26 protein-coding genes are annotated in these 25,639 nt (G+C 63.9%); 7 read left to right on the plus strand and 19 right to left on the minus strand.

What is annotated here, in order from left to right:
• The first annotated feature begins 82 nt into the window (after positions 1-82).
• Positions 83-430, plus strand: a complete 348-nt coding sequence (locus OOJ09_RS03740; protein ID WP_269903888.1) for an antibiotic biosynthesis monooxygenase — start codon at positions 83-85, stop codon at positions 428-430.
• On the opposite strand, the gene OOJ09_RS03745 is transcribed toward OOJ09_RS03740, so the two are convergent.
• On the minus strand, positions 427-798 hold the full coding sequence (locus OOJ09_RS03745; protein ID WP_420107493.1) for an SMP-30/gluconolactonase/LRE family protein: 372 nt from the start codon (positions 796-798) through the stop codon (positions 427-429). The two genes, OOJ09_RS03740 and OOJ09_RS03745, sit on opposite strands and share 4 nt — an antisense overlap.
• Before the next feature lie 359 nt (positions 799-1,157).
• Between OOJ09_RS03745 and OOJ09_RS03750 the strand changes: the two genes are divergently transcribed.
• Positions 1,158-1,856 carry a phosphatidylserine decarboxylase gene (locus tag OOJ09_RS03750; RefSeq protein ID WP_269903889.1) on the plus strand — a complete coding sequence of 233 codons (699 nt, stop codon included), beginning with the start codon at positions 1,158-1,160 and terminating at the stop codon, positions 1,854-1,856.
• Between the two features lie 3 nt (positions 1,857-1,859).
• A complete protein-coding gene (locus tag OOJ09_RS03755) occupies positions 1,860-2,678 on the plus strand; it encodes a CDP-alcohol phosphatidyltransferase family protein (RefSeq protein ID WP_091577169.1) in 819 nt (272 codons plus the stop codon).
• A 27-nt stretch (positions 2,679-2,705) separates the two neighbouring features.
• On the opposite strand, the gene OOJ09_RS03760 is transcribed toward OOJ09_RS03755, so the two are convergent.
• Entirely contained in the window at positions 2,706-4,928 is a 2,223-nt protein-coding gene (locus tag OOJ09_RS03760; RefSeq protein WP_269903890.1) for an AMP-binding protein, read from the minus strand.
• Positions 4,929-5,058: 130 nt separating this feature from the next.
• On the minus strand, positions 5,059-5,466 hold the full coding sequence (locus OOJ09_RS03765) for a tautomerase family protein (RefSeq protein ID WP_269903891.1): 408 nt from the start codon (positions 5,464-5,466) through the stop codon (positions 5,059-5,061).
• Between the two features lie 113 nt (positions 5,467-5,579).
• On the opposite strand from OOJ09_RS03765, the gene OOJ09_RS03770 reads away from it, so the two are divergent.
• Positions 5,580-6,443, plus strand: a complete 864-nt coding sequence (locus OOJ09_RS03770; RefSeq protein WP_269903892.1) for a LysR substrate-binding domain-containing protein — start codon at positions 5,580-5,582, stop codon at positions 6,441-6,443.
• A 165-nt stretch (positions 6,444-6,608) separates the two neighbouring features.
• Here the strand turns inward: OOJ09_RS03770 and OOJ09_RS03775 are convergent, their stop codons facing one another.
• Together OOJ09_RS03775 and OOJ09_RS03780 are read right to left on the minus strand one after the other, a co-directional pair.
• Positions 6,609-7,514, minus strand: coding sequence for a DMT family transporter (locus OOJ09_RS03775; RefSeq protein WP_269903893.1), 906 nt, complete (start codon positions 7,512-7,514; stop codon positions 6,609-6,611).
• 60 nt (positions 7,515-7,574) lie between these two features.
• A complete protein-coding gene (locus OOJ09_RS03780; RefSeq protein ID WP_269903894.1) occupies positions 7,575-8,462 on the minus strand; it encodes a DMT family transporter in 888 nt (295 codons plus the stop codon).
• A gap of 239 nt (positions 8,463-8,701) precedes the next feature.
• On the opposite strand from OOJ09_RS03780, the gene OOJ09_RS03785 reads away from it, so the two are divergent.
• Positions 8,702-9,208, plus strand: coding sequence for an OsmC family protein (locus OOJ09_RS03785; RefSeq protein ID WP_269903895.1), 507 nt, complete (start codon positions 8,702-8,704; stop codon positions 9,206-9,208).
• A 66-nt stretch (positions 9,209-9,274) separates the two neighbouring features.
• Here OOJ09_RS03785 and OOJ09_RS03790 read toward each other — a convergent pair whose 3' ends face one another.
• The 14 genes from OOJ09_RS03790 to OOJ09_RS03855 all read right to left on the minus strand — a co-directional run bounded on the left by OOJ09_RS03790 (position 9,275) and on the right by OOJ09_RS03855 (position 23,600).
• Complete coding sequence (locus tag OOJ09_RS03790) at positions 9,275-9,493, minus strand: hypothetical protein (RefSeq protein ID WP_091577180.1); 219 nt, start codon at positions 9,491-9,493, stop codon at positions 9,275-9,277.
• Positions 9,494-9,664: 171 nt separating this feature from the next.
• The gene (locus tag OOJ09_RS03795) at positions 9,665-10,297 is read right to left on the minus strand and encodes a hypothetical protein (RefSeq protein WP_269903896.1); all 633 of its coding nucleotides are present in this window, start codon (positions 10,295-10,297) and stop codon (positions 9,665-9,667) included.
• An 81-nt stretch (positions 10,298-10,378) separates the two neighbouring features.
• Positions 10,379-11,119 (minus strand): SDR family NAD(P)-dependent oxidoreductase, encoded by a 741-nt coding sequence (locus OOJ09_RS03800; RefSeq protein ID WP_269903897.1) that lies wholly within the window; start codon positions 11,117-11,119, stop codon positions 10,379-10,381.
• A 150-nt stretch (positions 11,120-11,269) separates the two neighbouring features.
• Positions 11,270-12,739 carry an amidophosphoribosyltransferase gene (gene purF, locus OOJ09_RS03805; protein ID WP_269903898.1) on the minus strand — a complete coding sequence of 490 codons (1,470 nt, stop codon included), beginning with the start codon at positions 12,737-12,739 and terminating at the stop codon, positions 11,270-11,272.
• 93 nt (positions 12,740-12,832) lie between these two features.
• Complete coding sequence (locus tag OOJ09_RS03810) at positions 12,833-13,504, minus strand: CvpA family protein (RefSeq protein ID WP_269903899.1); 672 nt, start codon at positions 13,502-13,504, stop codon at positions 12,833-12,835.
• A 44-nt stretch (positions 13,505-13,548) separates the two neighbouring features.
• Positions 13,549-14,952: a DNA repair protein RadA gene (gene radA, locus OOJ09_RS03815; protein WP_269903900.1), complete on the minus strand. Its 1,404-nt coding sequence runs from the start codon at positions 14,950-14,952 to the stop codon at positions 13,549-13,551.
• Between the two features lie 63 nt (positions 14,953-15,015).
• Positions 15,016-16,506, minus strand: a complete 1,491-nt coding sequence (locus tag OOJ09_RS03820; protein ID WP_269903901.1) for a replicative DNA helicase — start codon at positions 16,504-16,506, stop codon at positions 15,016-15,018.
• Positions 16,507-16,897: 391 nt separating this feature from the next.
• Positions 16,898-17,869 (minus strand): small ribosomal subunit Rsm22 family protein, encoded by a 972-nt coding sequence (locus OOJ09_RS03825; protein ID WP_269903902.1) that lies wholly within the window; start codon positions 17,867-17,869, stop codon positions 16,898-16,900.
• 1 nt (position 17,870) lies between these two features.
• Positions 17,871-18,194: a YnfA family protein gene (locus OOJ09_RS03830; protein ID WP_269903903.1), complete on the minus strand. Its 324-nt coding sequence runs from the start codon at positions 18,192-18,194 to the stop codon at positions 17,871-17,873.
• A 64-nt stretch (positions 18,195-18,258) separates the two neighbouring features.
• Entirely contained in the window at positions 18,259-19,563 is a 1,305-nt protein-coding gene (locus tag OOJ09_RS03835; protein WP_269903904.1) for an SAM-dependent methyltransferase, read from the minus strand.
• Between the two features lie 188 nt (positions 19,564-19,751).
• Positions 19,752-20,336, minus strand: a complete 585-nt coding sequence (gene rplI / locus OOJ09_RS03840) for a 50S ribosomal protein L9 (RefSeq protein ID WP_256749637.1) — start codon at positions 20,334-20,336, stop codon at positions 19,752-19,754.
• Positions 20,337-20,547: 211 nt separating this feature from the next.
• Positions 20,548-20,796, minus strand: coding sequence for a 30S ribosomal protein S18 (gene rpsR / locus OOJ09_RS03845; protein WP_006203718.1), 249 nt, complete (start codon positions 20,794-20,796; stop codon positions 20,548-20,550).
• Positions 20,796-21,296: a 30S ribosomal protein S6 gene (rpsF, locus tag OOJ09_RS03850; RefSeq protein WP_224662198.1), complete on the minus strand. Its 501-nt coding sequence runs from the start codon at positions 21,294-21,296 to the stop codon at positions 20,796-20,798. Before rpsF ends, rpsR begins: the two co-directional genes overlap by 1 nt.
• A 351-nt stretch (positions 21,297-21,647) precedes the next feature.
• Positions 21,648-23,600, minus strand: a complete 1,953-nt coding sequence (locus OOJ09_RS03855) for an LTA synthase family protein (RefSeq protein WP_420107494.1) — start codon at positions 23,598-23,600, stop codon at positions 21,648-21,650.
• Between the two features lie 252 nt (positions 23,601-23,852).
• Between OOJ09_RS03855 and fabD the strand changes: the two genes are divergently transcribed.
• Entirely contained in the window at positions 23,853-24,794 is a 942-nt protein-coding gene (gene fabD, locus OOJ09_RS03860; protein WP_269903906.1) for an ACP S-malonyltransferase, read from the plus strand.
• 59 nt (positions 24,795-24,853) lie between these two features.
• Positions 24,854-25,591 carry a 3-oxoacyl-[acyl-carrier-protein] reductase gene (gene fabG, locus OOJ09_RS03865; protein WP_269903907.1) on the plus strand — a complete coding sequence of 246 codons (738 nt, stop codon included), beginning with the start codon at positions 24,854-24,856 and terminating at the stop codon, positions 25,589-25,591.
• Positions 25,592-25,639: the final 48 nt, after the last annotated feature.

Raw genomic sequence — 25,639 nt, forward strand, 5'->3', positions numbered from 1 at the left:
CGCTTGACCTCAACTTAAGTTGAGATTGTAGGCCGTACTTGGAGCCCGGCAAGAAGCGTCGTTCAAGAACGGAACAATCGATATGAGCAAGACAGATCAGAATGTTGATGGCGGCAGCGTGTTCAGGGTGGACAAGTTCGTCGTCCCCGCCGCCGCCCGCGAAGAGATACTCGCCAAGGTCAGGGCAACGCATGAATTGCTGCGCGTGCAGCAAGGGTTCGTGCAGGATTTCCTGCTCGAGCAGTTCTCTGGCCCGGGCGAGTTCAACCTTGTGACGATCGTCGAATGGGAAAGCCAGGCGGTCGTCGACAAGGTGGTGCCGATCGTCAAGGCCGCGCACGAGCGCGTTGCCTTCAACCCGCAGGAGACGATCGCCCGGCTCGGGGTGCGAGCCGACATCGCCAACTATCAGCGGATTCCGGGGCTCTAACCAGGCCAGCCGGCACCAGGTGCCGGCGCGTCTGTGCTGAGCACCTGGCCGGTGCGCGCGTCGCTGATCATATGCTCGAAGCCACGCCATTCGGCGGCGACGATGAACAGCGTTTGCCTGTCGGCGCCGCCCAGCATGCAGGCAAAGCAGCCGCGATCGACATTGATCGTCTGCAGCACCTCACCGCCTTCACGCACCCTCACGCAGTGCTTGTTGGGCACATCCGCATACCAGGCTGCGCCCTCGGCATCGAGGCAGATGCCGTCAGGAAAGCCGTCGAGGTCGGCCCAGACCCGCCGGCGAGACTGCCGTCGGCGGCGATGTCGAAGGCGAGGCCGGCAGTAACGAGACGCGGCGGAGTGGCCGATTGTGTCTGCATTTACGGGAACTCCTTGTTGCGCGCGTCACGGTGGCCGAAAGTCCACGAAAGACGCTGTCTCACCAAGGACGGACGAGGGGTCTTCGTTCCGACAGCCGCTTTTGTGCTTTTCGCTCAGGAAGAAATTACTATTGGCAAGGTGTTGGCCAGCATGACGTTGGCTTGTTCGTTGTCGTCGGCAAGTCGCGGGTCCCGCGGGTCGTGACCGTACCGCCAATATCGCACGTGCCGCTGCACATCACTGCTCTTGCCAGTTGCGGCCAATGCGGCTTTGCCCATTGTTGCGTTGCGGCGAAGGGGGCTTTGGGCTATTGAGGCCGGACTTGAAACGGAGCCCGCCCCAGCCCGATGAGCCTTGTCGATACGGTCAAGAACGCATTCGTACCGATCCATCGCGAAGGCTATCCCTTCATCGCGGCCTTTGGCGCGGCAACGCTTTTCCTCGGCTATTTCTCCTCGATCCTGTTCTGGGTCGGCCTGATCCTGACGGCCTGGTGCGTCTATTTCTTCCGTGATCCAGAGAGGGTCACCCCGGTCGACGACCGCCTGGTGGTCAGCCCCGCCGATGGCATCATCTCGGCGGTCGGACCGGCCGTGCCGCCGCGCGAACTCGGCCTCGGCAATGTCGAGATGACCCGCATCTCGGTGTTCATGAACGTCTTTTCCTGCCATGTGAACCGCGCCCCGGTGCGCGGCCGCATCGCCAAGATCGAGCATCGGCCGGGAAAGTTCCTCAATGCCGAACTCGACAAGGCGAGCACCGAGAACGAGCGCAACGGCCTGGTCATCGAGAGCCCCAACGGCACGGTCGCGGCGGTCCAGATCGCCGGCCTGGTGGCGCGCCGCATCGTCTGCTGGGCAGAGGCCGGCGGCACGATCGCCATCGGCGAGCGTTTCGGCCTGATCCGCTTCGGCTCGCGTGTCGACGTGTTCCTGCCCCTGGCCGCCACGCCGCGCGTGGCCGTTGGCCAGACGTCCGTTGGCGGTGAAACCGTGCTGGCCGAATTCGGCGGTGTCGCCGGCACCCCCCTCGTGCGGATTTCTTGAGCCGTGGGCACGCAATACAAGAAGTTCGAGGCCCATGCCAGCGGCGGTCCGCGCATCCGCGAGATCCCGATGCGCATGGTGTTGCCCAATCTCGTCACCGTGCTTGCCATCTGCGCCGGCCTGTCCGGCATCCGCTTCGGCTTCGAAGGCCGCTTCGAGCCGGCGGTGGTGATGGTGCTGCTGGCTGCCTTCCTCGATGGCATTGACGGCCGCCTAGCGCGGATGCTGAAAGCGACCTCCAAATTCGGCGCCCAGATGGATTCGCTGGCCGACATTGTCAATTTCGGCGTTGCGCCAGCTCTGGTGCTCTATGCCTTCCTGCTCGACCGCGCCGGCTCGCCGGGCTGGATCGCGGCGCTTTTGTTTGCGATCGCGTGCGGGTTGCGCCTTGCCCGTTTCAACGTTCTCGACGACGAGAAGGCCGATCGCCCCCTATGGCAGTCCGAATATTTCGTCGGGGTGCCGGCGCCGGCGGGCGCCGTGCTGGTGATGCTGCCGCTCTATCTCTATTTCCTGCGCACCGGGCTGGAGCCCAGTCGTCCAGCGGCCTTCGTCGCCACCGGCTTCACCATCCTGGTCGCTTTCCTGCTGGTCAGCCGGCTGCCGGTCTATTCCGGCAAGAGCCTGAGAATCCCGGGCGACAGGGTGTTGCCGATCATCCTTGGTGTCGTGCTCTACATCCTGCTTCTGATGACCTATCCCTGGTACACGCTGACCGCATCGGTCGCCGGCTACCTGATCTTCCTGCCGTTCAGCGTGCGCGCCTATTCGAAGCGCGCCAAGCTGGAGGGCGAGAAGGTCCCGCCTTCGGACATAGGTTAGAAGATTCGCCGAAGTCCTTGATCTGACTTAGGCCGCCGCGCTCAGCCCCAGCCTGTCGATCGCTAGCTTGCGGGCCGAGACATAGTCGGTCTTGCCGGACCCCAGCACCGGGATTTCCTCCACCTTGATGATGTCGTTCGGCACCATCAGCTCGGCGGCACCCGCCTGTTTGCCGAACTTGCGCAGCTCGTCAGGATTGGCATCGCCGGCGGTGGTGACCAGCACGATGCGCTCGCCGCGCCTCTTGTCCGGCACCGCCACCGCCGCATGGCGCTCCTCCGGCCACAGCGACTGTACCAGAATCTCGACCGCACCCAGCGACACCATCTCGCCAGCGATCTTGGCGAAGCGTTTGGCGCGGCCGCGAATGGTGATGAAGCCTTCGCGGTCGACGGCGACGATGTCGCCGGTGTCAAGCCAGCCGGTCAATGGCTGCAGCTCACCGGCGCGGTTCGCGGTCATGTAACCCATCATCAGGTTGGGTCCGTCGAGCCACAATTGGCCGGCGTCGCTGATGCCTTCGACCGGCTCCAGCTTCATGCGCATCGCCGGCAACAGCCGCCCGACCGTACCGTCGCGGCCATGGATCGCGGTGTTGACGGCAACCACGGGGGCGGCCTCGGTCAGCCCGAAACCTTCGACGATCTCGGCCTGGAAACGCTCGTGATAGACGCGGCGGGTTTCCGGCTTCACCGCCTCGGCGCCGGCGACGATGAAGCGCAGGCTGGAAAAGTCGCCGTCCTTGGCGGTGCGCGCGTAGTTGGCGAGGAAGGTGTCGGTGCCGAACATGATGGTCGGTTTCACCTTGCGCGCGATCTCGGGGATGATCTTGTAGTGCAGCGGCGAAGGGTAGAGGAACAGTTTTACGCCGGTGACCAAAGGCAGGATGGTGCCACCCGTCATGCCGAAAGAGTGGAAAACCGGCAGCACGTTGAGCAGGATGTCGGACGGCGAGATGGTGATGCGGGCCTCGGCCTGCATGGCGTTCGCGAGCAGGTTCCTGTGCGACAGCACCACCGCTTTCGGCGTGCCTTCTGACCCGGATGTGAACAGGATCAGCGCTGGCTTGGCCGCATCCTGCCGCTGCAGCGGCCAGCGCCACAGCAAAGCGGCTGCAAGCTTCTCCAGCGCGGTGACGCTTTTGCGCACATCCTCCAGCCATAGGAACTTGGCGCCACCCGTTTCGGCCGCCGCAACGATATCGGCGAGGCCTGCCTTCTCGACGAAGGCGCGGGAGGAGATGACGGTACGGATCATCGTCGTGCGCACGGCGGCGGTGACGCTGGCCGGCCCGGCCGTATAGTTGATCATCGCCGCCAGCCGGCCTGTCGACAGAAGGCCGGTAAGCGACAGTACGACGCCGTTGGCGTTGGGCAGCATCAGCCCGACTGCTTCGCCCGGCGCCGTGACCGCCGCGAAGCGTTTGCCCAGGACCCGCGCGCCGATGAACATCTTGCGGTAGCTCAGCGCGCCCGAGATGACGTCCTCGATGATGTGATGCGAGGCGCCCACGCGGTCGGCGGCATCGCGCATGGCCAGAAACAGGCCACGATCGAGGTCGGTGCCGAAAAGCCGGGCTTCGGCGATACGGTCGAACAGCGCATTGGTGTTCGAAGTCTGGTCCGGGTTGCGCGCCACCAGTTCGGCGATGGTCATTGGCTCAAGCACGCTGATCGACAACCGCGGAAACCAATGCCGCGGTGCCTTGTCCGCCGGCGTCAGCGAAACCGGCAGGCCGCGCGCACCGGCGACGAAGATCGGCACGATGCGGGCGTCGGCCTGCATGGCGATGCGGGTGACCGCGCGAAATAGCCGGAATGTCTTGACGTCAGGCTCGACTGCGTCCGGCAGGTAGACGGCGAGCCGGCCCTTGCCCTTCAGTACCCGCACCAGCCGGCGGCTGACGAAGACATGTTCGGCATTGAAGACGATGGTGCGGCCAAGCTCGCGCCAGGGTTCGAGCCAAGGCGACCGCGCCGAGACCTCGTCGAGGATATGCAGCGTGTCGTCCGGCAGCAGCGACAGCATCAGCGCCGGCTCGAAGCGCGATTGATGCGAGATGACATAGATGATCGGGACCTGCGCCTTGCGGGCGATCCTGATGCGGTCGTCGGCGATCCGGTAGGCGAGCTTGAACGGCACGTAGAGCAGCGCCTGGGTGAAGCGCAGGCCAAGGCGGAATTTCTCGACCACGCCGATCAGCAGCCAGGCCAAAACAAGACCCGCGAGCAGCGCCAGTGTCAGGATCATGCCGCATCTCTCCCAACGATCTTAGCATCACGGCTCTTTCACGGCCGCTTCGGCCAGAACCTAGACGATGTGGGAGCAAGGTCAATGCGGAGCTTTTCCTTCTCCGCGAGGGGAGGAGGAAAACCGCGGCTCACGCCGCCTTCAACCGCCCGCTGATAAAACGAAACTCCTGTGTCTTGCCGCCATAGCCGTAGGCTGCGGCCGGCACTTCATGCACGAAGGCATAGCTCTCCTCGTGCGCGCTGCCCAGCAGGCGGCCGAAGGCGGCGAAGATCTCCTTGAGATAGGCCTCCAGTTCGAGCTTGGTGTTGGTACCGTCGACCACCTTGATGTCCAGCCAGAATGTATTGGTCCCGTGCTCGGCCAGCGACCTGCCGCCGGCGAACCAATGCTGTGGATCGATGTAGGATATGGCAACCGCGGTGATCGTCGGATCCTTGCGCAGTTGCGTGGCGGTGATCTTGGTCAGGTCTCTGGCAATCCTGGCGGATAGCGCCGCGTCGGGCTTGCCGGTGACATTGACGTTGATGATGGGCATTTTTCTTCTCCTTGGCTCGAGCGGCGTCCGATGGCCGGCGGGAGAACCATGTCATCATCAAACGGTCAGGAAAATCGAATTGTTTTAAACCAAAGATTCGATAATATCGAATTATGGAGACGCTTGATCCCGACCTGCTCAGGACCTTCCTCGCTTTCGTCGACGGCGGCTCGCTCGCGCGGGCGGCATCGAGCGTCGGCCGTTCTCCCTCGGCGGTGACCGCACAGATGCAGCGGCTCGAGGAGATCGTCGGCGAGCCGCTTCTGGCGCCGCAAGGCAGGGGACGCGGCCTGACGCCCGCCGGCGAGGACCTTGTCGGTCATGCCAGGCGTATCCTGGCGGCGCATCGCGAGGCGTGGCTGGCCATGAAGGGTGCGCGGGCTGCGGGGCGCGTCGCCATCGGCACGACGCAGGACTTCGCCGACAGTGGCTTGCCCGACCTGTTGCGCGCCTTCGCCGTCAGTCATCCCCGCGTCGGGATCGAATTGCGTGTCGGCCGCTCCACCGAGCTGGCACAGGCACTGCGGTCTGGCAGCCTCGATCTGGCGATCGTCATGCGCCAGGCCGCGATGCCGGACGAAATCGGCATCCTGCGCGAGCCGATGATATGGCTGTGTTCACAAAAGGGCCTTGCCTCGCGGCAGGAAGAATTGCCGCTGGCGCTGCTCGATCCATATTGCGGCTTTCGCGAAGCGGCGATCGCCGCGCTCGATGCGGCCGGTCGCCGCTACCGTATCGCTGCCGGCAGCGCCAGCCTGGCCGGCCTGCGCACAGCCGTGAATGCCGGTGTTGCGCTGACGCTGCGCACGGCGCGCTTTGCCCATTCCGGCATTGTCGAGGCCCCGCGCGAGCTTGGCCTGCCACAGGTCCCGACGGCTGAGTTCGCCATTCGGCTGCGCGCTGGTGCCGGGGGTCCCGCCCGCGATCTGGCGGCACTGCTCAGCGGCGACCTGGCTCTGCCTGGGCTCCGTGGTTGAACCGGTGCAAGGTCCGGTCGTGCGGCGGGATCCATCGGCAAAGAAAAAGCCGACCTTGCGGTCGGCTTGAAAGTAGGACGGGCCGAGGGGTTTGGGGGGACTTGGGGTGGCCCGTCGCATCGATAATGCCTGACCCCGATGATGGTTCCGTGACCGAGCCATTTTTTAAGAGATATTTGACGCCATGCGTTGCGAGCGGGCCGCCAGCCAGTCGCGGCCGGCATGGGCAAACACGGCGGCAAGAACAATGGCGCCGCCGATCATGCTGGCCGCCGGCGCAATCTCGCCCAGAAACAGGAAGGCAAACAGAATCGCAAACGGCACTTCGGCCGAGCCGAGCAGGCCGGATTCGGCCGCCGGGATAAGTCGCGCGCCTTCCGTCCACAGGATCGAGGACAGCGCGAAGGACGCGCCGAAGGTGACGAGCAGAACGGCATCCCTTGGCGAAACCGCCAGCGGATCGGTGACGAACCAGCCGAGCACGAACAGTAGGAAGGCCGACACCGCACCGGCCCACACCACGGGCGTGTCGCGGAAAGCGCGCACCATGATCATGTAGAGGCCGCTGCCGATGGTCATCAGCAGCGCCAGCCCGTCGCCGAACAGATTGCCGGCGCCGAAGCCGGACCAGACCATGATCGCCACGCCGCACAGCGACACGGCGGCCGCGACCATCGTCTGCAGACGGAAGGGTTCACGTGTCAGGACCCAGGCCAGCAGCGCGGTGACGAAAGGCGCGGTGGCGTAGATGATCGCGACATTGGCGACGAAGGTGAACTTGAACGCGGAGATGAAGGCAATGCTGGCCAGCGCGCCCTCTACCGCCAGCAGCCAGCCGCGCCAGCCAAGCCGCAGGCTCTCGCGCCCGCCGGAGCGGCGGCGTCGCCACAGCACGTAGAGGCTGATCAGGATCGAGCCGACAAAGCCGCGCCAGCAGATGATGGTGAGCGGGTCGGCATGGATTGATTTGGTCAGCACGCCAGTCAGGCCGAACACAGCCGCCGATGAGGACACCAGGATGATACCGAGCGTGCGTTCTGCGGTTTCGGTGGTGGCTGCGATGTCAGTCATACAGCCAGCCTACGCCGCTCGGTCCTGACATCGTAGTGTCAGCAGTGATGGCCGTGCGCATCAAAGCCGTTTGCGGAAATGCTCGCCGCCCACGATCAGCAGGCCGGCGGCGACGATAAGGGCGGCGCCGAAGAACACTTCGCGGCGCGGCACGTCGCCCCAGATCGCAAAGCCGAGCGCGAACGCCCACAACAGCGAGGTGTATTCGAGGGGTGCGAGGATCGAGGCTGGCGTTCGCTTCATGCCTTCGAAGAGAAGATATTGCGCGAGGCCTCCGAGCGCGCCGACGCTTGCAAGGAGCAGCAACTGGGCCCCGTCCGGTGTGTGCCACCACAGCAGGCCCGGCACCGCCGAAAACACCAGGAAGTAGAAATTGTTGAGGAGCAACTGGATCAGCGAGCGCTCCGCAAGGGCGGTCTTGCGCAGCAGCACGACGGCAATGCCCCACAAGACAGCGGCAGCCAGCACCTGAAGCACCGGCACGGACAGGCCGAGATGGGTGGGATCGCAAGCGACGAAGACGCCGGCAAAGCCGATCAGCACGGCAAACCAGCGCAGCAAGGGCACCTTTTCGCCGAGCATCGCCACCGAAAGCACGGTAACGATGATCGGAGCCGCGTAGTAGACGGTGGTCAGTTCGGCGAGCTGCAGGCTGCGGGCGGCGTTGTAGTAGCAGAGCCAGGCGGCGAGCGTGAAGGCGCTGCGCACCAGCATCGGCCGCACGATCGGCGAGCGCACTGTATCGGCAAACAGCTGTCGTCCGCCGATCGCCGCGCAGGCGCCGAGGATGGTGATGCTGCGGAAGAACATGATCTGCCAGACGCTCATTCCGGCAACCAGCAGCTTGATCGAGGCGTCTTGCGTCGAAAACAGGAAATAGGCCGCGCCGGTCAGCAGGATTCCGGCGAGAACCCTTTCGCGTGTTTCGAGAATGGCGATATCGGCCATAAGGCGCGGGACCAACGTTGCGGAAGGTGACGGAAATGCTGTGCGGAGCGACACGAGGACTCTGAAAAGTCAGGCCACGATGCCGTCCTCTATACGGGTGAAAGTCGGCGCAGCGCTACGCCAGCCCTGAGCTTGCGTTGGGGCAGGGAATGCCGATCTTGCTTCTGCCAAGCGATCGGCACTTATATCTGATAAAGCCACGCCCCCGGTCGGCCACAAAAGCGAAAAAAGGAGCGCACATGGACGCAACCGAACTGAAGGCCATGCAGGCGCCGCTGAAGCAGGCTTATCGCGACGACGCTTCGCGCGCGCTGATCACGCTGCGCGCCAAAGGGTCGGTCGACGACCAATCGGTTGCCTGCAAGGTGGAGACGGGCCGGGCGATCGCAATCGCCGGCCTGCATCCGGCAACCGGCGGCTCAGGGCTCGAGCTCTGCTCGGGCGACATGCTGCTGGAGGCGTTGGTGGCTTGCGCCGGGGTGACGCTCAAGGCGGTGGCGACGGCGCTTGAATTCAAGCTCGGCGCCGCCACGGTGGAGGCCGAAGGCGACCTTGATTTTCGCGGCACGCTCGGTGTCGCCAAGGATGCGCCGGTCGGCTTTCGCGCCATCCGGCTGAATTTCAGTCTCGACACGGATGAACCGCAGGAGCGGATAGATTCGCTACTGAAACTGACCGAGCGCTATTGCGTGGTATTCCAGACCATCAACCAGAAGCCGGAGCTGACGGTGAGTGCGCGTCGCTGATCATGCCTACTCCCCCTTTGGGTCTCCTTTGGGGGAGATAGGCGGTTTACAGCGCCGTGCTGGTGCTTACTGCGCTGACGGCGTTTCGGCGTCGCCCTCGTCGGTGAAGGGCGAGGCGCTCGGCACGCATTGCACCGACCAGCCGGCTGGTGTCGGCTGCTTTTGATATTCCGTGATGGCGGCGGTGCACTGTTCGCGCTTGTCGAAGGTGCTGGGCAGCACGACCATGCCGCCTTGCGGACCGGCGATTACCAGATACCAGACCAACGCTACAGTCGAAGCCATGGGGATTTTCCTTGTTCTGCCCAGCCAGGGCGCTTGTTGCGGGAGTCGTTATGATCCTACCAACTCCACGGAAATGACGAAAGCATGACCGCTGCGCGGCCTTCCACCCTCAAATCACAGCCGCGTGATGACAACGCGGTTTTTGAGGCCAATTTTTAAAGCCAGGCCGGCTCAGTCGGTTGCAAAACAATAGAACAGGCCATCGCCACCGGTGCCCTTCAGCGCCTCCTGGCTACAACCGCCACGCGAGGTGTGCGAGGAATTCCAGGACTTGGCGGCAGCCGAATCATCAAGGCCGGTGCGGTCGTGATGGCCCATCATCGCAGCCCCCTCCGTGCCGCTCATCGTCCAGTCACCGCACGTCTGGTCGGCTATCTTCGTGCCATCGGGCTTGGAGCCGGTCAGCATGTCGTGCCGGTTTGGCGTGTCGCCGCGGCCGTTGACCACTTCGCCCTTCTCGTTAAGCGCCGTCTGCTTGGTGATGCCGTTGGCGTCGCTGTGCAGCGAAGCGACGTCGTCGGCTATCTTGACGCCCTTGGCATTCACCCACGGGCCCTTGCCGATGCGGTCGCGTGCATCGGTGTCGCTTGTCGAAAGATACGCATGCCATGTCTTGCCGGTGACGCCGGCGGCTTCGGCCAGCGACGCGCAATGCGCGTCCGCACCCTTGAGGCCACCGAGATCGGCGCCCTTGCCCGAACCGACGCTGGTGACGAAGAAACTCATCTTTGCGTCTTGCGAGAGGGCTGTGCCGGCAGTGGCGGCCGTGATGGCGGTGGCGGCAACGAGAAGAAGTCTGCGCATGTCGGTCCTCCGGTGGCTTCGAATGGTTACATTCGAAGAAACGTTGCCGGAGGCCTGTTTAATCCGCTTCGCACTCGAGTTTTATTCCGGCTGCCTGTACGCGACAAAGCGGTTGTGCTTGGCCTGGAAGATCAGCCCGGTCTCTTTCAGGTCCGGGCTTGCCAGCGGCACGATGCGCCTGGCGATTTCCGACGGGTGCGGCAGCGTTGCCGGATCCTCGCCGGGTACGGCCTGGGCACGCATCGCGGTACGGGTGGCGCCGGGGTCGGCCGCGTTGACGCGCAGCGGCAGGTTCTGCGTCTCATGCGCCCAGGAGCGCATCATCGTCTCGACCGCCGCCTTGGACGCTGCGTAGGGCGCCCAGAAGGCGCGCGCCGAATGAGCAGCGTTCGAGGAAAGCAGAATGGCGCGGCCGGCGTCGGAGAGCCGCAGCAGCGGGTCGACCGAGCGGATCAGCCGCCATGTCGAGGTGACGTTGATGGTCATCACCTTCTCGAAGGTCTTCGCCTCGACATGGCCGATCGGCGAGATGACGCCAAGCACGCCGGCATTGGCGACGAGAATGTCGAGCTTGCCCCAGCGCTCGTGGATGGCGCCGCCGAGCCGGTCGATGCCCGCCATGTCGGCGAGGTCGAGCGGCACCAGCGTCGCCTGGCCGCCGGCCGCCTTGATCTCGTCGTCGAGTTCCTCCAGGCCGCCGACAGTGCGTGCTACCGCAATGACATGCGCGCCGGCGGCAGCCAATTCCTTGGCGATGAAATAGCCGATGCCGCGCGAGGCGCCGGTGACGACCGCAACGCGGCCGGTAAGGTCGAGGGTCATGCGATGGATTCCGGAAATCTGGCTAAGGCTAAAGCAATTCCAGGAAAAGTGTGAAACGGTTTTCCGTCCGGAATTGCGTCGAAACAAAGAGATAGAGCGGTTCTGCGTTTCCGTGAAACGACGAACCGCTCTGATGACGGTCCGACAATCCTACGTCCCGCTGGTCGCCAGCAGCGACAGCGTGCGCACATTGTCGTGGCCTTCGAAATCGAGCAGGCGGGTCGGATACTGGCCGGTGAAACAGGCGTCGCAGAATTGCGGCTGGTCGTTGTCGCGGCCCGCCTCGCCGACGGCGCGGTAGAGCCCGTCGATCGAGAGGAAGCCGAGCGAATCTACGCGGATGAATTCGGCCATCTCTTCCACCGACATGCGCGATGCCAGAAGCTTCGACTTCTCCGGCGTGTCGACGCCGTAGAAGCAGGACGCGCTGGTTGGTGGCGAGGCGATGCGCATGTGCACTTCCCTGGCACCGGCGTCGCGCACCATCTGCACGATCTTCTGGCTGGTGGTGCCGCGCACGATCGAATCGTCGACCAGCACCACGCGCTTGCCCTCGATCATGCGGCGGTTGGCGTTATGCTTCAGCTTGACGCCCATGTGGCGGATCGAATCGCCTGGCTGGATGAAGGTGCGGCCGACATAGTGGTTGCGGATGATGCCGAGCTCGAAGGGAATGCCCGCCGCCTGGCTAAAGCCGATCGCCGCCGGCGTGCCCGAATCCGGCACCGGCACGACAATGTCGGCCTGGACCGGGTTTTCCTGCGCCAGCTCGGCGCCGATACGCTTGCGCACCTCATAGACGTTGCGGCCTTCGACCGACGAATCCGGCCGCGCGAAATAGACATACTCGAAGATGCAGAAGCGGGTTTTCTGCGGCTCGAAGGGGAACAGGCTCTCGATGCCCTTGGACGTGACCACAACCATCTCGCCGGGTTTCAGGTCGCGCACGAAACGCGCGCCGATAATGTCGAGCGCGCAGGTCTCGGAGGCCAGGATCCAGGCGCCGTCGAGATCACCCAGCACCAGCGGCCGGATACCGAGCGGATCGCGGCAGCCGATCATTTTCTTGGCTGTCATCGCCACCAGCGAGAAGGCGCCCTCGACCTGCCGCACCGCATCGATGAAACGCGAGTTCAAGTCGCGCTCCTTGCTGGTGGCGACAAGGTGCAAGATCGTCTCGGTGTCGGAGGTGGACGAGAAGATCGCGCCCTGCTTCTGCAGCGCGCGTTGCACGGTCATGGCATTGGTGAGATTGCCGTTGTGGGCAACGGCAAAGCCGCCATCGGCCAATTCGGCGAAGAACGGCTGGATGTTGCGCATGCCGGCGCCGCCTGTCGTGGCGTAGCGTGTGTGGCCAATGGCGCGGTTGCCTTGCAGGCTGTCGATGACGCGCTGCTTGGTGAAGGTGTCGCCGATCAGGCCGACATGGCGTTCGACATGGAACTGGGTGCCGTCATAGGAAACGATGCCGGCGGCTTCCTGGCCGCGATGCTGCAGCGCATGCAGGCCTAGGGTGACAATGGCTGCCGCGTCCTGCCGGCCGAAAATGCCGAACACGCCGCATTCATCGTGGAAATGGTCGTCGGCCTCGGCGGAAAGCACGTTGTCTGCGTCTGCCATCTTAAGCTCCGCTAAAATCGCCATATAAGGCGGGTGCGCGTCGAAAGCAACGCGCACCGTGCAGCCGTTCGCATGATCGCCGGTTTTCCGACGTCAGTTCGCCGGCGCTGCCGGTGCTGGATTGGCCGGGGCGTTGTCCGCCGGCGGCGTTCCGGCGTCACTGTCATCGGGAGCCGGCGCATTGGCATCCTCGCCGCCAGCCGGCGCATCCGCCGCCGGTGCGTCGGGGGCGGCGGGCGTCTCGGCAGCCGGCTGATTCGGATTGAGCTTCTTGAGGATGGCGTTTTCCGGGTCCTCGGGCAGCAGGCTTTCAAGCTTGGCGCCGATCGATTCGAGCAACGGCCGCGACTTGGCATCCGTGACCCATGCCGGTGCTTTGGCGCCAGCCAGCCAGTTGAAGAACAACAGCGCCACCGCGACGACCAGAATGCCGCGCGCGGCGCCATAGAGGAAACCCAGCGTGCGGTCGAGTGCGCCGATCCTGGAATCGATGATCCAGTCGGCGAGCTTCATGGTGATGACCGAGACGACGATCAGCGCGATGATGAAGACCACGCCGGCGGCGGCCGCCATGGCGATCTTGTCATTGTCGATGTAAGGCTTGAGATAGGGCAGAACCGGCTTGTAGAAGAAGAAAGCCGCAGCCGCTGCCGCGGCCCAGGAGACGACGGACAGGATTTCGCGCGAGAAGCCGCGGACCATGGCGAGCATCGCCGAGACCAGGGTGAAGCCGACAAGAATTCCGTCAAGCAGCGTAATCGGCATGTCTTTCGCCCCACTCCATGTCTTTCACCAGTCGACGAGCCGCGTCACTCTTCTTCGTCGGCGCGGCTGCGGCGTGAGCCGGCTATACGCGCCACGAGGTCGGCAAGCTCGGTCGGCTGGAAAGCGCCAGCCCCGATCCCCCCGGCAAGCTCCCCGCTGCCCATGGGCAGAACCGCGCTTCCAAAACCCAGCTTTTCGGCTTCCTTGAGGCGCTGTTGCGCATGCGCAACCGGCCTCACGGCGCCCGAAAGGCTGATTTCGCCGAAATAGACGCAATCGGCGGGAAGGGCAAGACCGGTGAGCGAGGAAACCAGGGCGGCCGCCACCGCCAGATCCGCCGCGGGCTCCGAGATGCGATAGCCGCCGGCGACGTTGAGATAGACGTCATGGGTGCCGAAGCGCACGCCGCAATGGGCTTCGAGAACCGCCAGGATCATCGACAGCCGGGCGCCGTCCCAGCCGACGACGGCGCGGCGCGGCGTGCCGAGCGAAGATGGCGCGACCAGTGCCTGGATCTCGACCAGCACCGGCCTTGTCCCTTCCATGCCGGCGAAAACCGCGGCACCCGGCGATTTCGCATGGCGCTCGCCGAGGAACAGCTCGGACGGATTGGCGACCTCGCGCAAGCCCTTGTCCGACATCTCGAAGACGCCGATCTCGTCGGTCGGACCAAAGCGGTTCTTCACCGTGCGCAGGATGCGATAGTGATGGCTGCCTTCGCCCTCGAAGTAGAGCACGGCGTCGACCATGTGCTCGACCACGCGTGGTCCGGCGATCTGGCCCTCCTTGGTGACATGGCCGACCAGCACGATCGCCGCACCCGTGGATTTCGCATAGCGGATCATCGCCTGCGCGGCGGCGCGCACCTGGGTGACGGTGCCTGGCGCCGAATCGGCGAGGTCGGTCCACAGCGTCTGGATCGAATCCAAGATGACGAGGTCCGGCCGCTTGCCGTCGGCGATCGTCGCCAGGATGTCCTCGACATTGGTTTCCGCGGCAAGTTCCACCGGCGACGCAGCAACACCGAGCCGTTGCGCGCGCAGCCTGATCTGCGCGACCGCCTCTTCGCCCGAGACATAGACGATGCGGTGGCCTTTTGACGCGAGCGCCGCGGCCGCCTGGGTGAGCAGCGTCGATTTGCCGATGCCGGGGTCGCCGCCGACCAGCAGCGCCGAGCCGCGCACGAAACCGCCGCCAGTGGCGCGATCGAGTTCGCCGATGCCCGAGATGATGCGCGGCGCGTCCTCGATATCGCCCGACAGGGTGGTCAGCACGACGGCACGGCCCTTGCGGGCGTTGCGCGTATTGGCCGGACCCGAGCCGATGCCGCCGGACGTGCCTTCCTCGACCAGAGTGTTCCACTCGCCGCAGGCATCGCATTTTCCGGCCCAGCGCTGATGCACCGATCCGCAATTCTGGCAGATGAACTGAACGCGCGATTTGGCCATCAGACGGACGCCGCTTGAAAATGGCCTGGGGGCTGGGACAGAGGGCGAGGGCAGGTCAAGAAATTACTCGAACCTTTCCGGCAAATGATGTTCCTCGGCAAGGTCGGAGAAGCGGGTGAACTCGCCCTGGAAGGCAAGGCTGACAGTGCCGGTCGGCCCATGGCGCTGCTTGGCAATGATCACTTCGGCCTTGCCTTGCACCTCGATCATCTTCGTTTCCCAGGCAAGATGCTCGGGCGTGCCTTTCTCCGGCTCCTTGTTCTTGATGTAATATTCCTCGCGGTACACAAACAGCACCACGTCGGCGTCCTGTTCGATCGAGCCCGATTCGCGCAAGTCAGACAGCTGCGGATGCTTGTCGTCTCGGCTTTCGACCTGACGCGACAGCTGTGAGAGTGCGATGATCGGCACGCCAAGTTCCTTGCCGAGCGCCTTCAGTCCTGTGGTGATCTCGGTGATTTCCTGGACGCGGTTCTGCGACGCCTTGGCGGACGAGCCCTGCATCAGCTGGATATAGTCGATGACCATCAAATCCAGCCCGCGCTGGCGCTTGAGGCGGCGGGCGCGCGCCGCAAGCTGCGCAATCGAAATACCGCCCGTCTGATCGATGTAGAGCGGGCGCTTGTGGTTCTCCTGCGTGTACGCGACAAGCTTGCCGAAATCCGCTTCCGTCAAGTCGCCACGCCTGATCTTGGACGACGGGATCTCGGTCTGCTCGGAGATGATGCGGGTGGCCAACTGCTCCGACGACATTTCGAGCGAGAAGAAGCCGACGACGCCGCCATTGGCTGCCTTGACGGAGCCGTCGGCCTGCTGGGCAGGCTCATAGGCGGCGGCAATATTGTAGGCGATGTTGGTTGCCAGCGACGTCTTGCCCATGCCCGGGCGGCCGGCGATGATGATCAAATCCGACGGCTGCAAGCCGCCCATGCGGTTGTCGAGATCGCGCAGGCCGGTGGCAATTCCCGACAGGTGGCCGTCGCGCATATAGGCGGCGCTGGCCATGTCGACGGCGTTCTTCAACGCATCGGAAAAACTTTCGAAACCGCCATCGTAGCGGCCGTTTTCGGCCAACTCGAACAGCCGCCGCTCGGCGTCCTCGATCTGCTCTGTGGGCGCCATGTCGACCGGCGCGTCATAGGCGATGTTGACCATGTCCTCGCCGACGGTGATCAGCGCCCGGCGGGTGGCAAGGTCATAGATGGCGCGGCCATAGTCAGTGGCGTTGACGACGGTGACGGCCTCCACCGCCAGCCGCACGACATATTGTGCCATCGTCATATCGCCGACCTTCTCGTCGGCCGGCAGGAAGGTCTTCAGCGTTATCGGCGTCGCAACCTTGCCCATGCGTATGAACTCGGACGCCACCTCATAGATCTTGCGATGCAGCGGCTCGTAGAAATGGCTGGCCTTCAGGAAGTCCGAGACGCGGTAGAAGGCGTCGTTGTTGACGAGGATGGCGCCCAGCAGCGCTTGCTCGGCTTCGATGTTGTTTGGCGCTTCCCGATAGAGCGGTGTTTCCGCGACCCCGAATTTCCGCGCTGCCTCTGCCATGATATCCCCGATTTCGATCTCGGCTTCTCGATATCAGAACCGGACAATTTGGTGCTGACTTATATGCATCAGTGCCCGTCCAACCGTCTTTGATGCCCGCTTTTCACAGCGCAAAAATTCAGTGGAAAGAATCCCGGTTGACTCGAATCGAAGCTGCGAGCCTAGCGCCTCTCGAAAGAGAACAAAACAGGAAAATTGCGGATGCCGCGGTCAGATCGACGGGTCTTTGAATTCCCGTGGCCCTCAAAAGGGTTCACCGAATATCGCCGAGGTGTCATTTCTGCTTGGGCTGGCGGCGGTTGCCGCCGGGGTGCCATTATTTTATCTCACGCGATTGACAGGTAACGACCGCGTTCCAGTCGAAAGGACGCATCCACGCGAAATTACGTCCTTATCGCCTGCCCAAGGTGTCGCCCCAGTCCAACCGCCGCGCGGCCTTGAAGGCATCGCCGTCGCGTTTGGTGAACAGTTTTTCGCCGGCGCGGCCATCGGTTTCACACAGCTTGAGCAAGACCTTGCCTGAACCGGACTTCGGCGGCGCGATCACGCGCGCGAGGTGAGAAGGGGCGGGTTGTCGCGAGGCGGCGACATAGATGAATTTCTCGTCCTCCCAAGGCACGTCGGCGTCCTTGGCCAGCCTGTGCAGGCGCGAGCGGGCGACGCGGCGGGAAAAATGGCACCTGTCGGGCGGGGCGAGCGGGCAAGGTGCCTGATGCGGGCAAGGCGCAAGCACATGCGCACCAGCCTCTATAAGGTGCCCGCGAACCGCAAGGATACGCTGCCAGCCGGCCGGCGTGCCCGGCTCGACAACCAGCAGCGTATCGCCAGTGAGTTGCCACAGCCGGTCGATCAGCTTCGGCAATGAGGCCGGAACGATTTCATCCAGCACATAGGCGCAGGTCACCAGATCGGCTGGCTTGAGATCGGCAAGGTCGACCGTGGCGTCGCCGGCCAGCCATGTGGTTTGGGCGGCAATTGCGTCGCCGGCGAGCGTCTCGCCAACCTTGCGCACCGCGGCACTGGCTTCGACCAGCACAGCCTGTTCGAGATCGGGCCACAGGTCAGTCGTGGCCCAAAGCACCGTGCCAGGGCCGGCGCCGACGTCGAGCAGACTCTTTGGCGCAAAGCCGGGCCTGGCGTCGCCCAGCGCGTCGAGGCTGGCGCGCACCGCGGCATAGGTCGCCGGCAGCCGCGTCGCCAGATAGGCCCTCACGGCGGCATCCTGCGCCATATGCAGGCGGCCATCGCGCAGTTCGGCGCGGTAGCGGTCCGACAGCGTTTTTGCCGCTTGCTTGAGGGCCGCCAGCGGAATGTTCTCGAGCAGGCGTTCGACTCCTTGGCGAAGTGGCGCTGGGAGTTCCATCTCACGCGCCCCTTGGCGCGAGCAGGATCACTGAAGCGCCGACAATGCAGAGCGCGGCTCCGGCAAAATCCCAGCGGTCGGGGCGCACGCCTTCCGCCAGCCACAGCCAGCCCAGCGACGCCGCGATGTAGATGCCGCCATAAGCGGCATAGGCGCGGCCGGCGGCGTTTGCGTCGACCAGTGCCAGCAGGAAGCCGAACAGAGCGAGCGAGGCGAGGCCGGGAAGCAGCCACAGCGGCGACTTTTCCAGCCGCCACCAGGCCCAGAACGAGAAGCAGCCGGCGATCTCGGCCAGGGTGGCGGCGGCATAGAGGATGTAGGTCATGGAAAAGGTCTCGCGATCACGAGACCTTTTTCCGGGCAACTGCCCGCAATGGCAAGCGGCAATGCTATTCCTGGCCCGCGACCTTGCGGCGGCGAGCTGGCTTGGCGGCGGGGCTCTTTTTCACGGGAGCCGCTTCACGATGCCCCATATCGCGCATCTCAAGCGCCTTCTCGCACTTGGCCATGTAGTCGCGCGACATCGGCAGCGTGTCGTTCTTCTTGGCAATCTGGATCTGGAAGATGACCAAATCCTGCCAGCGGAAGGCGGCTTCCGAGGCGGCCAGATAGAACTCCCACATGCGGCAGAAGCGCTCGTCATAGATTGCCTTGGCCTTGTCGCGGTTGGCGGCGAAGCGCTCGCCCCAATGCTTCAGCGTATCGGCATAGTGGAGCCGCAGGATTTCGATGTCGGTCACGACCAGGCCCGACTTCTCGATCGCCGGCATGACTTCGGAGAGCGAGGGGATGTAGCCGCCCGGGAAAATGTATTTGCGGATGAAGGCGCTGGTCGCCCACGGCACGCCGGAGCGTCCGATCGTGTGCAAGAGCATGACGCCATCGGGCTTGAGCAGTGTGGCGCTCTTGTCGAAGAAGGTGCGGAAATGGTTGACGCCGACATGTTCGAACATGCCGACCGAGACGATGCGGTCAAAACGTTCGTTGAGTTCGCGGTAGTCCTTGAGCTCGAAATGCACGTGGCTTTCCAGGCCTTGCGCGTGGGCGCGGTCGGTGGCGACGCCATGCTGTTCGGTCGACAGCGTCACCCCTTGCACGTCGACGTCGAACGTCTTGGCGAGATAGAGCCCGAGCCCGCCCCAGCCGGAACCGATGTCGAGCACAGTCTGCCCGGCCTTCAGTCTGAGCTTGGCGGCGATGTGGCGTTTCTTGGCGGCCTGCGCCTCATCGAGCGTCATGTCCGGCTGTTCGAAATAGGCGCAGGAATACTGCATGTCCTCGTCGAGGAAGAGCCTGTAGAGGTCACCCGACAGGTCGTAATGGCGCTGTACGTTGCGGCGCGAGCGCGATGCGGTGTTGATCTGCTGCAGGCGGCGGAAGGCGTGCCGCAGGCCCTCGATCGCCTTGGACCAAGTCGCGTCGATACCGCCGCTGCCCATGTTCTGGAAGGCGATGCGCATCACACCCAGCACGCCACCTTCGGGAATGTCGAGCTCGCCGTCCATGTAGGATTCCGGAACCGCCAGCATTGGATCGAGGGTGATGGCGCGCTCGGCACGCGCGGTCTTGATGTGCATGTGCACCGGCTCGCCGCTGCCGTCGCCGAAAACCACTGTCGAGCCGCTGGGGCCGGTTACCTTGAGATTGCCGGTGCGCACCAGGCGGTCGAGAACGCGCTTCAACAGAATATTCATGACCAAATGTCCCCTCTCGGTCAGACTGGCTGTCCTACTCTGCATCAATATATAGAGGTTCGAAAAGTTCCTTTTGGCACAAAAATGCCCGGGCGAGGAGCCCGGGCATTGGTCCAGAATGACTGGACGATCTGGATGTCGATGAAAGCGGCGTGCATCCAGGCGGACGCGCGCCACTTTTCACATGGTCAGGCGTTGTCTTCGCCGCCTTCGAACTCGGAATTCGGGTCGAAGAAGTTTTCCGGCCGGGCGTTGTCGTTGATGTCGTCGCCATAGATGGCTTCGGCGGTGGTCAGCGTCTCGCCCTTGGCCTGGCGTTCGGCTTCGTCGGCCGTGCGCGCGATGTTGAGCGTGATGGTGACCTCGACTTCCGGATGCAGGGCGATCGCCACATTGGTGAGACCGATGGTCTTGATCGGCTGGTTGAGCAGGATCTGGTTGCGGTTGACCGAAAAGCCTTCAGCCGTCAGCAGATCGGCGATGTCGCGGGTCGAAACCGAGCCGTAGAGCTGGCCAGTTTCGCCGGCCGAACGCACGGCGATGAAGCTCTTGCCGTCGAGCTTTTCGGCGACCTGGGCGGCTTCCGACTTGCGCTCGAGGTTGCGGGCCTCGAGCTGGGCGCGCTGGCCTTCGAACTTCTTTTTGTTGGCTTCGTTGGCGCGCAGCGCCTTGCCCTGCGGCAGCAGGAAGTTGCGGGCAAAGCCGTCCTTGACCTTGACGGTATCGCCCATCTGGCCGAGGCGGGAAACGCGTTCGAGAAGAATGACTTCCATGGTTTTGTTCCTTTGGTTGAGCGCCAACCGTCGGGATCGGCGCCGAATTGTCTCTGGAACAGGTCAGGAAGCTTGGGCGCCCTGGCGCCGGTGTCGCTGTCCTGCCTGTGGGCAGTTAGAGGCTTGACCTCAACTCGGGATTTGAAAGCGGCCCTGCGGCGCCCGTCGCCGTGGGGAAGGGAGCGGGCGGCGAGCCGCCCGCTCGAAAGTCCTAGCGGACCACGTAGGGCAGCAGGCCGAGGAAGCGGGCGCGCTTGATCGCCTTGGCGAGCTCGCGCTGCTTCTTCTGGCTGACGGCGGTGATGCGCGATGGCACGATCTTGCCACGCTCGGAAATGTAGCGCTGCAAGAGACGCACGTCCTTGTAGTCGATCTTGGGCGCGTTGGCGCCGGAGAACGGGCAGGTCTTGCGGCGGCGGTGGAAGGGGCGCCGGGTCGGGATCTGATTGATGTCGACCATTATTCTGCACCCCCTTCAAAGCCTTCGCGCGGACGGCGCGGGCCACGATCGGCACCTGCGTCGCCAAACGAGCGCGGCGGACGATCGCCACGGTCGCCGCGATCACGGTCGCCGAACGAGCGCGGACCGCGGTCGCCACGGTCGCGGTCGCCGAAGCCGCCGCGTTCGGAACGCTCTTCGCGCTTCTGCATCATCGCCGAGGGGCCTTCCTCATGCGCGTCGACCTTGATGGTCAGGAAACGCAGCACGTCCTCGGACAGGCCCATCTGGCGCTCCATTTCGTTGAGCGCGGCCGGTGGGCAGGTAAGATCCATCAGCGTGTAGTAAGCCTTCCGGTTCTTGTTGACCCGGTAGGTGAGGGACTTCAGTCCCCAGTTCTCGACCCGGCCGACGGACCCGCCATTCGCGGAGATGACGCCCTTGTACTGTTCGACAAGCGCATCGACCTGCTGCTGCGAGAGGTCCTGCCGGGCAAGAAACACATGTTCGTATAGAGCCATGGTGTATCAGTGCCTTTCTTCGTTTCTCTCCCGGTTCCCGGCGGCAAAAGCCTCTGCAACTTCTCTGACCCGCTGATCCCGAAGGGGCGGGGAAGAAAGGAGCATGACGAGACGGTCGAGAGCGGAGACACGGGAGGCGGAAGCACTTCTGGCTTCACGCGAAGGCTTTCGAAAAAACCTCCGGCCCTCCGTTCAGCCCCCAGCTGGGACCGGCAGATTGCGGGCCTCTATACAGCAATCCGGCCGCAACGCAAGCGCAAGCGGCATTCTCCTATGTCGCAGGAATGGAAAAATCGGGCGGCATCGAGGCGAGGGGCCTTTGGCAGCCCGCAACTGAAGGGCCTGATCGGCTCAACTCGTATGGGCGACAACCTTGTCGACCGTTTCGGGGAAGAAGTCGGGCGCGGCGTGGCGTTTGCCGAACATCATGTCGTATTGCAGCAGGCGGAAATCGCGGATCGCCGGGTCGATTTCCTTCTGCCGCGACCAGTCGGCGGTGGCCTCGCCCGTCGGCGTCAGCAACAGATTGCGGTCGACGACGCGGTAGCGTTCGCGCATCTCGCCCAGGAAACCAGTGTAGTAGGGATGGCTGATGCCTGCCGTCTTCAGGATATGATAGGGCAGGAAAGCCGGGCTGACGGTACCCATGTCCCGCGCCGGGCCGGTGCGGTTCGACCAGATGATCAGCGGCGTCTCATGATGCAAAAGGGCAGCGTCCGCCGACGCTTCCTTGCGCGGCGCGACGTTGTCTTTCAGGAATCCGGTTTCGACATAGACCGGACCCAGCGGCGGCAGATGGTCGCCGAAGAAAGCGATCACGGTCGGACGGGAGCGCTTCTTTGCCCATTCGACAAGGCGTTCGAGCCCGCGATCCGCATCGGCGGATCCCTCGGCGTAACTCAGCAAGGAATCGCGCGCCCACTGGCCGATCGGCGCCTGCACCGTGTGGGTCGGATTGTAATAGCGGTTCGGCTCGTAGGGACCGTGGTTCTGCAGGCTGACCGCGAAGAAGAACACCGGTTCATCGCTGGCGTCGGCCTCGCTGATGATCTCGTCGGTCATCGCCGCGTCCGATGCCAGCGGCCCACGCTTTTTCATCGGCGGCAGCGTTTCTTCCGACTTGAAATCGTTGAAGCCGAAATCGGCGTAGACCGTGCCACGATTCCAGAACCAGTTGGTGCCGGGATGGATGGCGCGCGCCTGGTAGCCCTCGCTCTTCAGGAAGGTTGCCAGCGAAGGCGTCGGTGCGCGCACATACTGCTGATAGGGAATGCTGCCGGCCGGCAGGAACGCGTTGGAAAACCCGGTCAGCGCCTCGAACTCGATGTTGGCGGTCATGCCGCCGAATTCGGGCGAGAACATCGAGCCTGAGCGCAGCGCCCGCACATTGGGGATCGGGTCGGGTGTGATGGTGACGCCGGGAAGCTTGGTCGGATCCCAAAAGGATTCGCTCATGACGACGATGATGTCGGGCTTCTCGTCGGGTACCGAGGCGGTCACATCGGACCTGCCGATGGCCGCGATTGCCTTGTCGGAATAGCCGGCCGGTACCGAGACATGCGCCATCGGCACATTCAGCGCGAAGGCCAGTGCAAAGCCGTTGGAGGCATAGTTTTCCTTCTGGTCCCACATGATCGGGATGATCTGCAGCCGGTCGCGGGTCCACGAGAAGGTGGCATAATCCATGATCGAAACGAAGAAGGCGAGCAGCGGCACGGCCAGCGTCAGCCGGGCAATACGGCCCTTGTGGCTGAGTGACGGAACCTTGCGGCGCCACAGCCGCCAGCCATAGACGAGCAGCGACAGGCCGGCGACGATACCGGCGACCATGGCGAGCGCGGTCATCGGCCGGTCACGCACGAGCAGCGGCAGCAGCGCGAAGATCTGGCGTGCATAGAGGAAATCCGTCGGATAGAGCGGATCACCGAGATAGTGCGACTTCTGGTGGCCGACGAAGGCAAGAGACAGGGTCAGCGGCGCGACGATCATCAAGCTCTGGTGACTGCGGCCGAGCACCGCATCGAGGCCGATCAGGATCAGCGCAAACACGACAATGGTGGTCCAGCCGGGCTTGAGAGGCTGCAGGAAGAAGGAGACGGTGCCGGCAAAATCGCCGCGCACGATCAGCTCTATGGCGAACACCAGCACGGCCGCGATCGCCAGGCTGATCAGTCCATAGCGCACAACCGGCCATGTCCTGCCCGGCAGATAGCCGGTGGATGGATCGTCTTCCAGGAACTGTGGCGCGGCCCTGCCGGCGCGTTTCGAACTCTTTGCCACTCTAACTTCCCCGCCCAGCGACAAACGCGTCACTCGATTGTCATGGAATTGTCACGCAAAGCTAGCGCCTGTGGCGAAAATAAGAAGAGCCAGCAAACGATTCGTGAGCGGTTTTCATCAGGAGTGATCGCCAAAAAGCCTTTTGGAACAGGCACTCGGCCGGCGATGCCGCCGCCGGGACGGGCCGAAGTGGGCTTGACTTGGCGGCCTGCCTTGCGTCACAGGCAAGAAAACTCGTCTATCAGGCAAGCAGAACCAGCCTTTGGGAGCCCTCGCATGGCCGTTGCATTCACCTTTCCTGGACAAGGCAGCCAGGCTGTCGGCATGGGCAAGGATCTCGCCGACGCGTTTCCCGAGGCGCGCAGGGTCTTCCAGGAAGTTGACGACGCGCTCGGCGAAAGCCTGTCTGGGCTGATCTGGGAAGGGCCCGAGGAAACCTTGACGTTGACCGCCAACGCGCAGCCGGCGCTGATGGCGGTGTCGCTGGCCGCCATCAGGGCGCTGGAATCGCGCGGCCTCTCGCTGAAGGACAGGGTCGCCTATGTCGCCGGCCATTCGCTGGGCGAGTATTCAGCGCTCGCTGCCGCCGGCTTCGTTTCGGTTGCCGATGTCGCCCGGCTGCTGCGCATCCGGGGCAATGCCATGCAGGCGGCGGTGCCGGCCGGCGAGGGCGCCATGGCGGCGATCATCGGACTGGAACAGGCTGATGTCGAAGCCGCCTGCGCCGAGGCCGGCAAAAGCTCGGTGTGCCAGATCGCTAACGACAATGGCGGCGGCCAGCTGGTCATTTCCGGCGCCAAGGCCGCGGTCGAACTGGCGGCAAGGCTGTGCACGGAAAAGGGTGCCAAGCGCGCGCTGATGCTGCAGGTGTCGGCGCCCTTCCATTCGGCGCTGATGGCGCCGGCCGCGGACGTGATGCGCGAAGCCCTGGCTGGCGTGGCAAGGAATGCGCCCGTCGTCCCGGTCGTCTCCAATGTGTCGGTGACACCCTCCAGCGACCCCGGCGAGATCGCCCGACGCCTCGTCGACCAGGTGACCGGCCGCGTGCGCTGGCGCGAGACAGTTGAATGGTTCGGCGCGAACGGCGTCGGCACGCTTTACGAAATCGGCGCCGGCAAGGTGCTCTCGGGATTGGCGCGGCGCATCAACCGCGACATCGCCACCGCGTCGGTCGGCACCGCGGCCGAGGTCGAGGCGACATTGGCAGCGCTTGCCTAGTTGGATGCGATTTGACCTCACCCGTGCGAGGGTGTTCTCTTCTCAATCAGGAGACAAAAATGTTTGAATTGAACGGTCGCAAGGCGCTCGTCACCGGCGCATCGGGGGGCATCGGCGAGGCGATCGCCAGGGTCCTGCATGCGCAAGGCGCCATCGTCGGCCTGCACGGCACGCGCGTCGAGAAACTGGAGGCGCTCGCCGCCGAGCTTGGCGACCGGGTCAAGCTGTTCCCGGCCAACCTGTCGAACCGCGACGAGGTCAAGGCGCTGGGCCAGAAGGCGGAGGCCGATCTCGAAGGCGTCGACATTCTGGTCAACAATGCCGGCATCACCAAGGACGGGCTTTTCGTGCGCATGTCGGATGCAGACTGGGATAGCGTGCTCGAGGTCAACCTGACTGCCGTGTTCAGGCTGACCCGTGAACTCACCCATCCGATGATGCGCCGCCGCCATGGCCGCATCATCAACATCACCTCGGTGGTCGGCGTCACCGGCAATCCCGGCCAGACCAACTATTGCGCCTCCAAGGCCGGCATGATCGGCTTTTCCAAATCACTGGCGCAGGAGATCGCCACCCGCAACATCACCGTCAACTGCGTCGCCCCGGGCTTCATCGAATCGGCGATGACCGACAAGCTCAACGACAAGCAGAAAGAGGCGATCATGGCGGCGATTCCGACGCGCCGCATGGGCACCAGCGCCGAAGTTGCGTCAGCCGTTGCCTATCTGGCCTCCAACGAAGCGGCCTACGTCACCGGCCAGACCATCCATGTAAACGGCGGCATGGCGATGATCTGAACGCGGTCCGGCGGCAACGCTTCCGGGTTGTGAAAAGAGACCATTTCG

The organism is Mesorhizobium qingshengii, assembly GCF_027563465.1.
GTDB lineage: Bacteria > Pseudomonadota > Alphaproteobacteria > Rhizobiales > Rhizobiaceae > Mesorhizobium > Mesorhizobium qingshengii_A.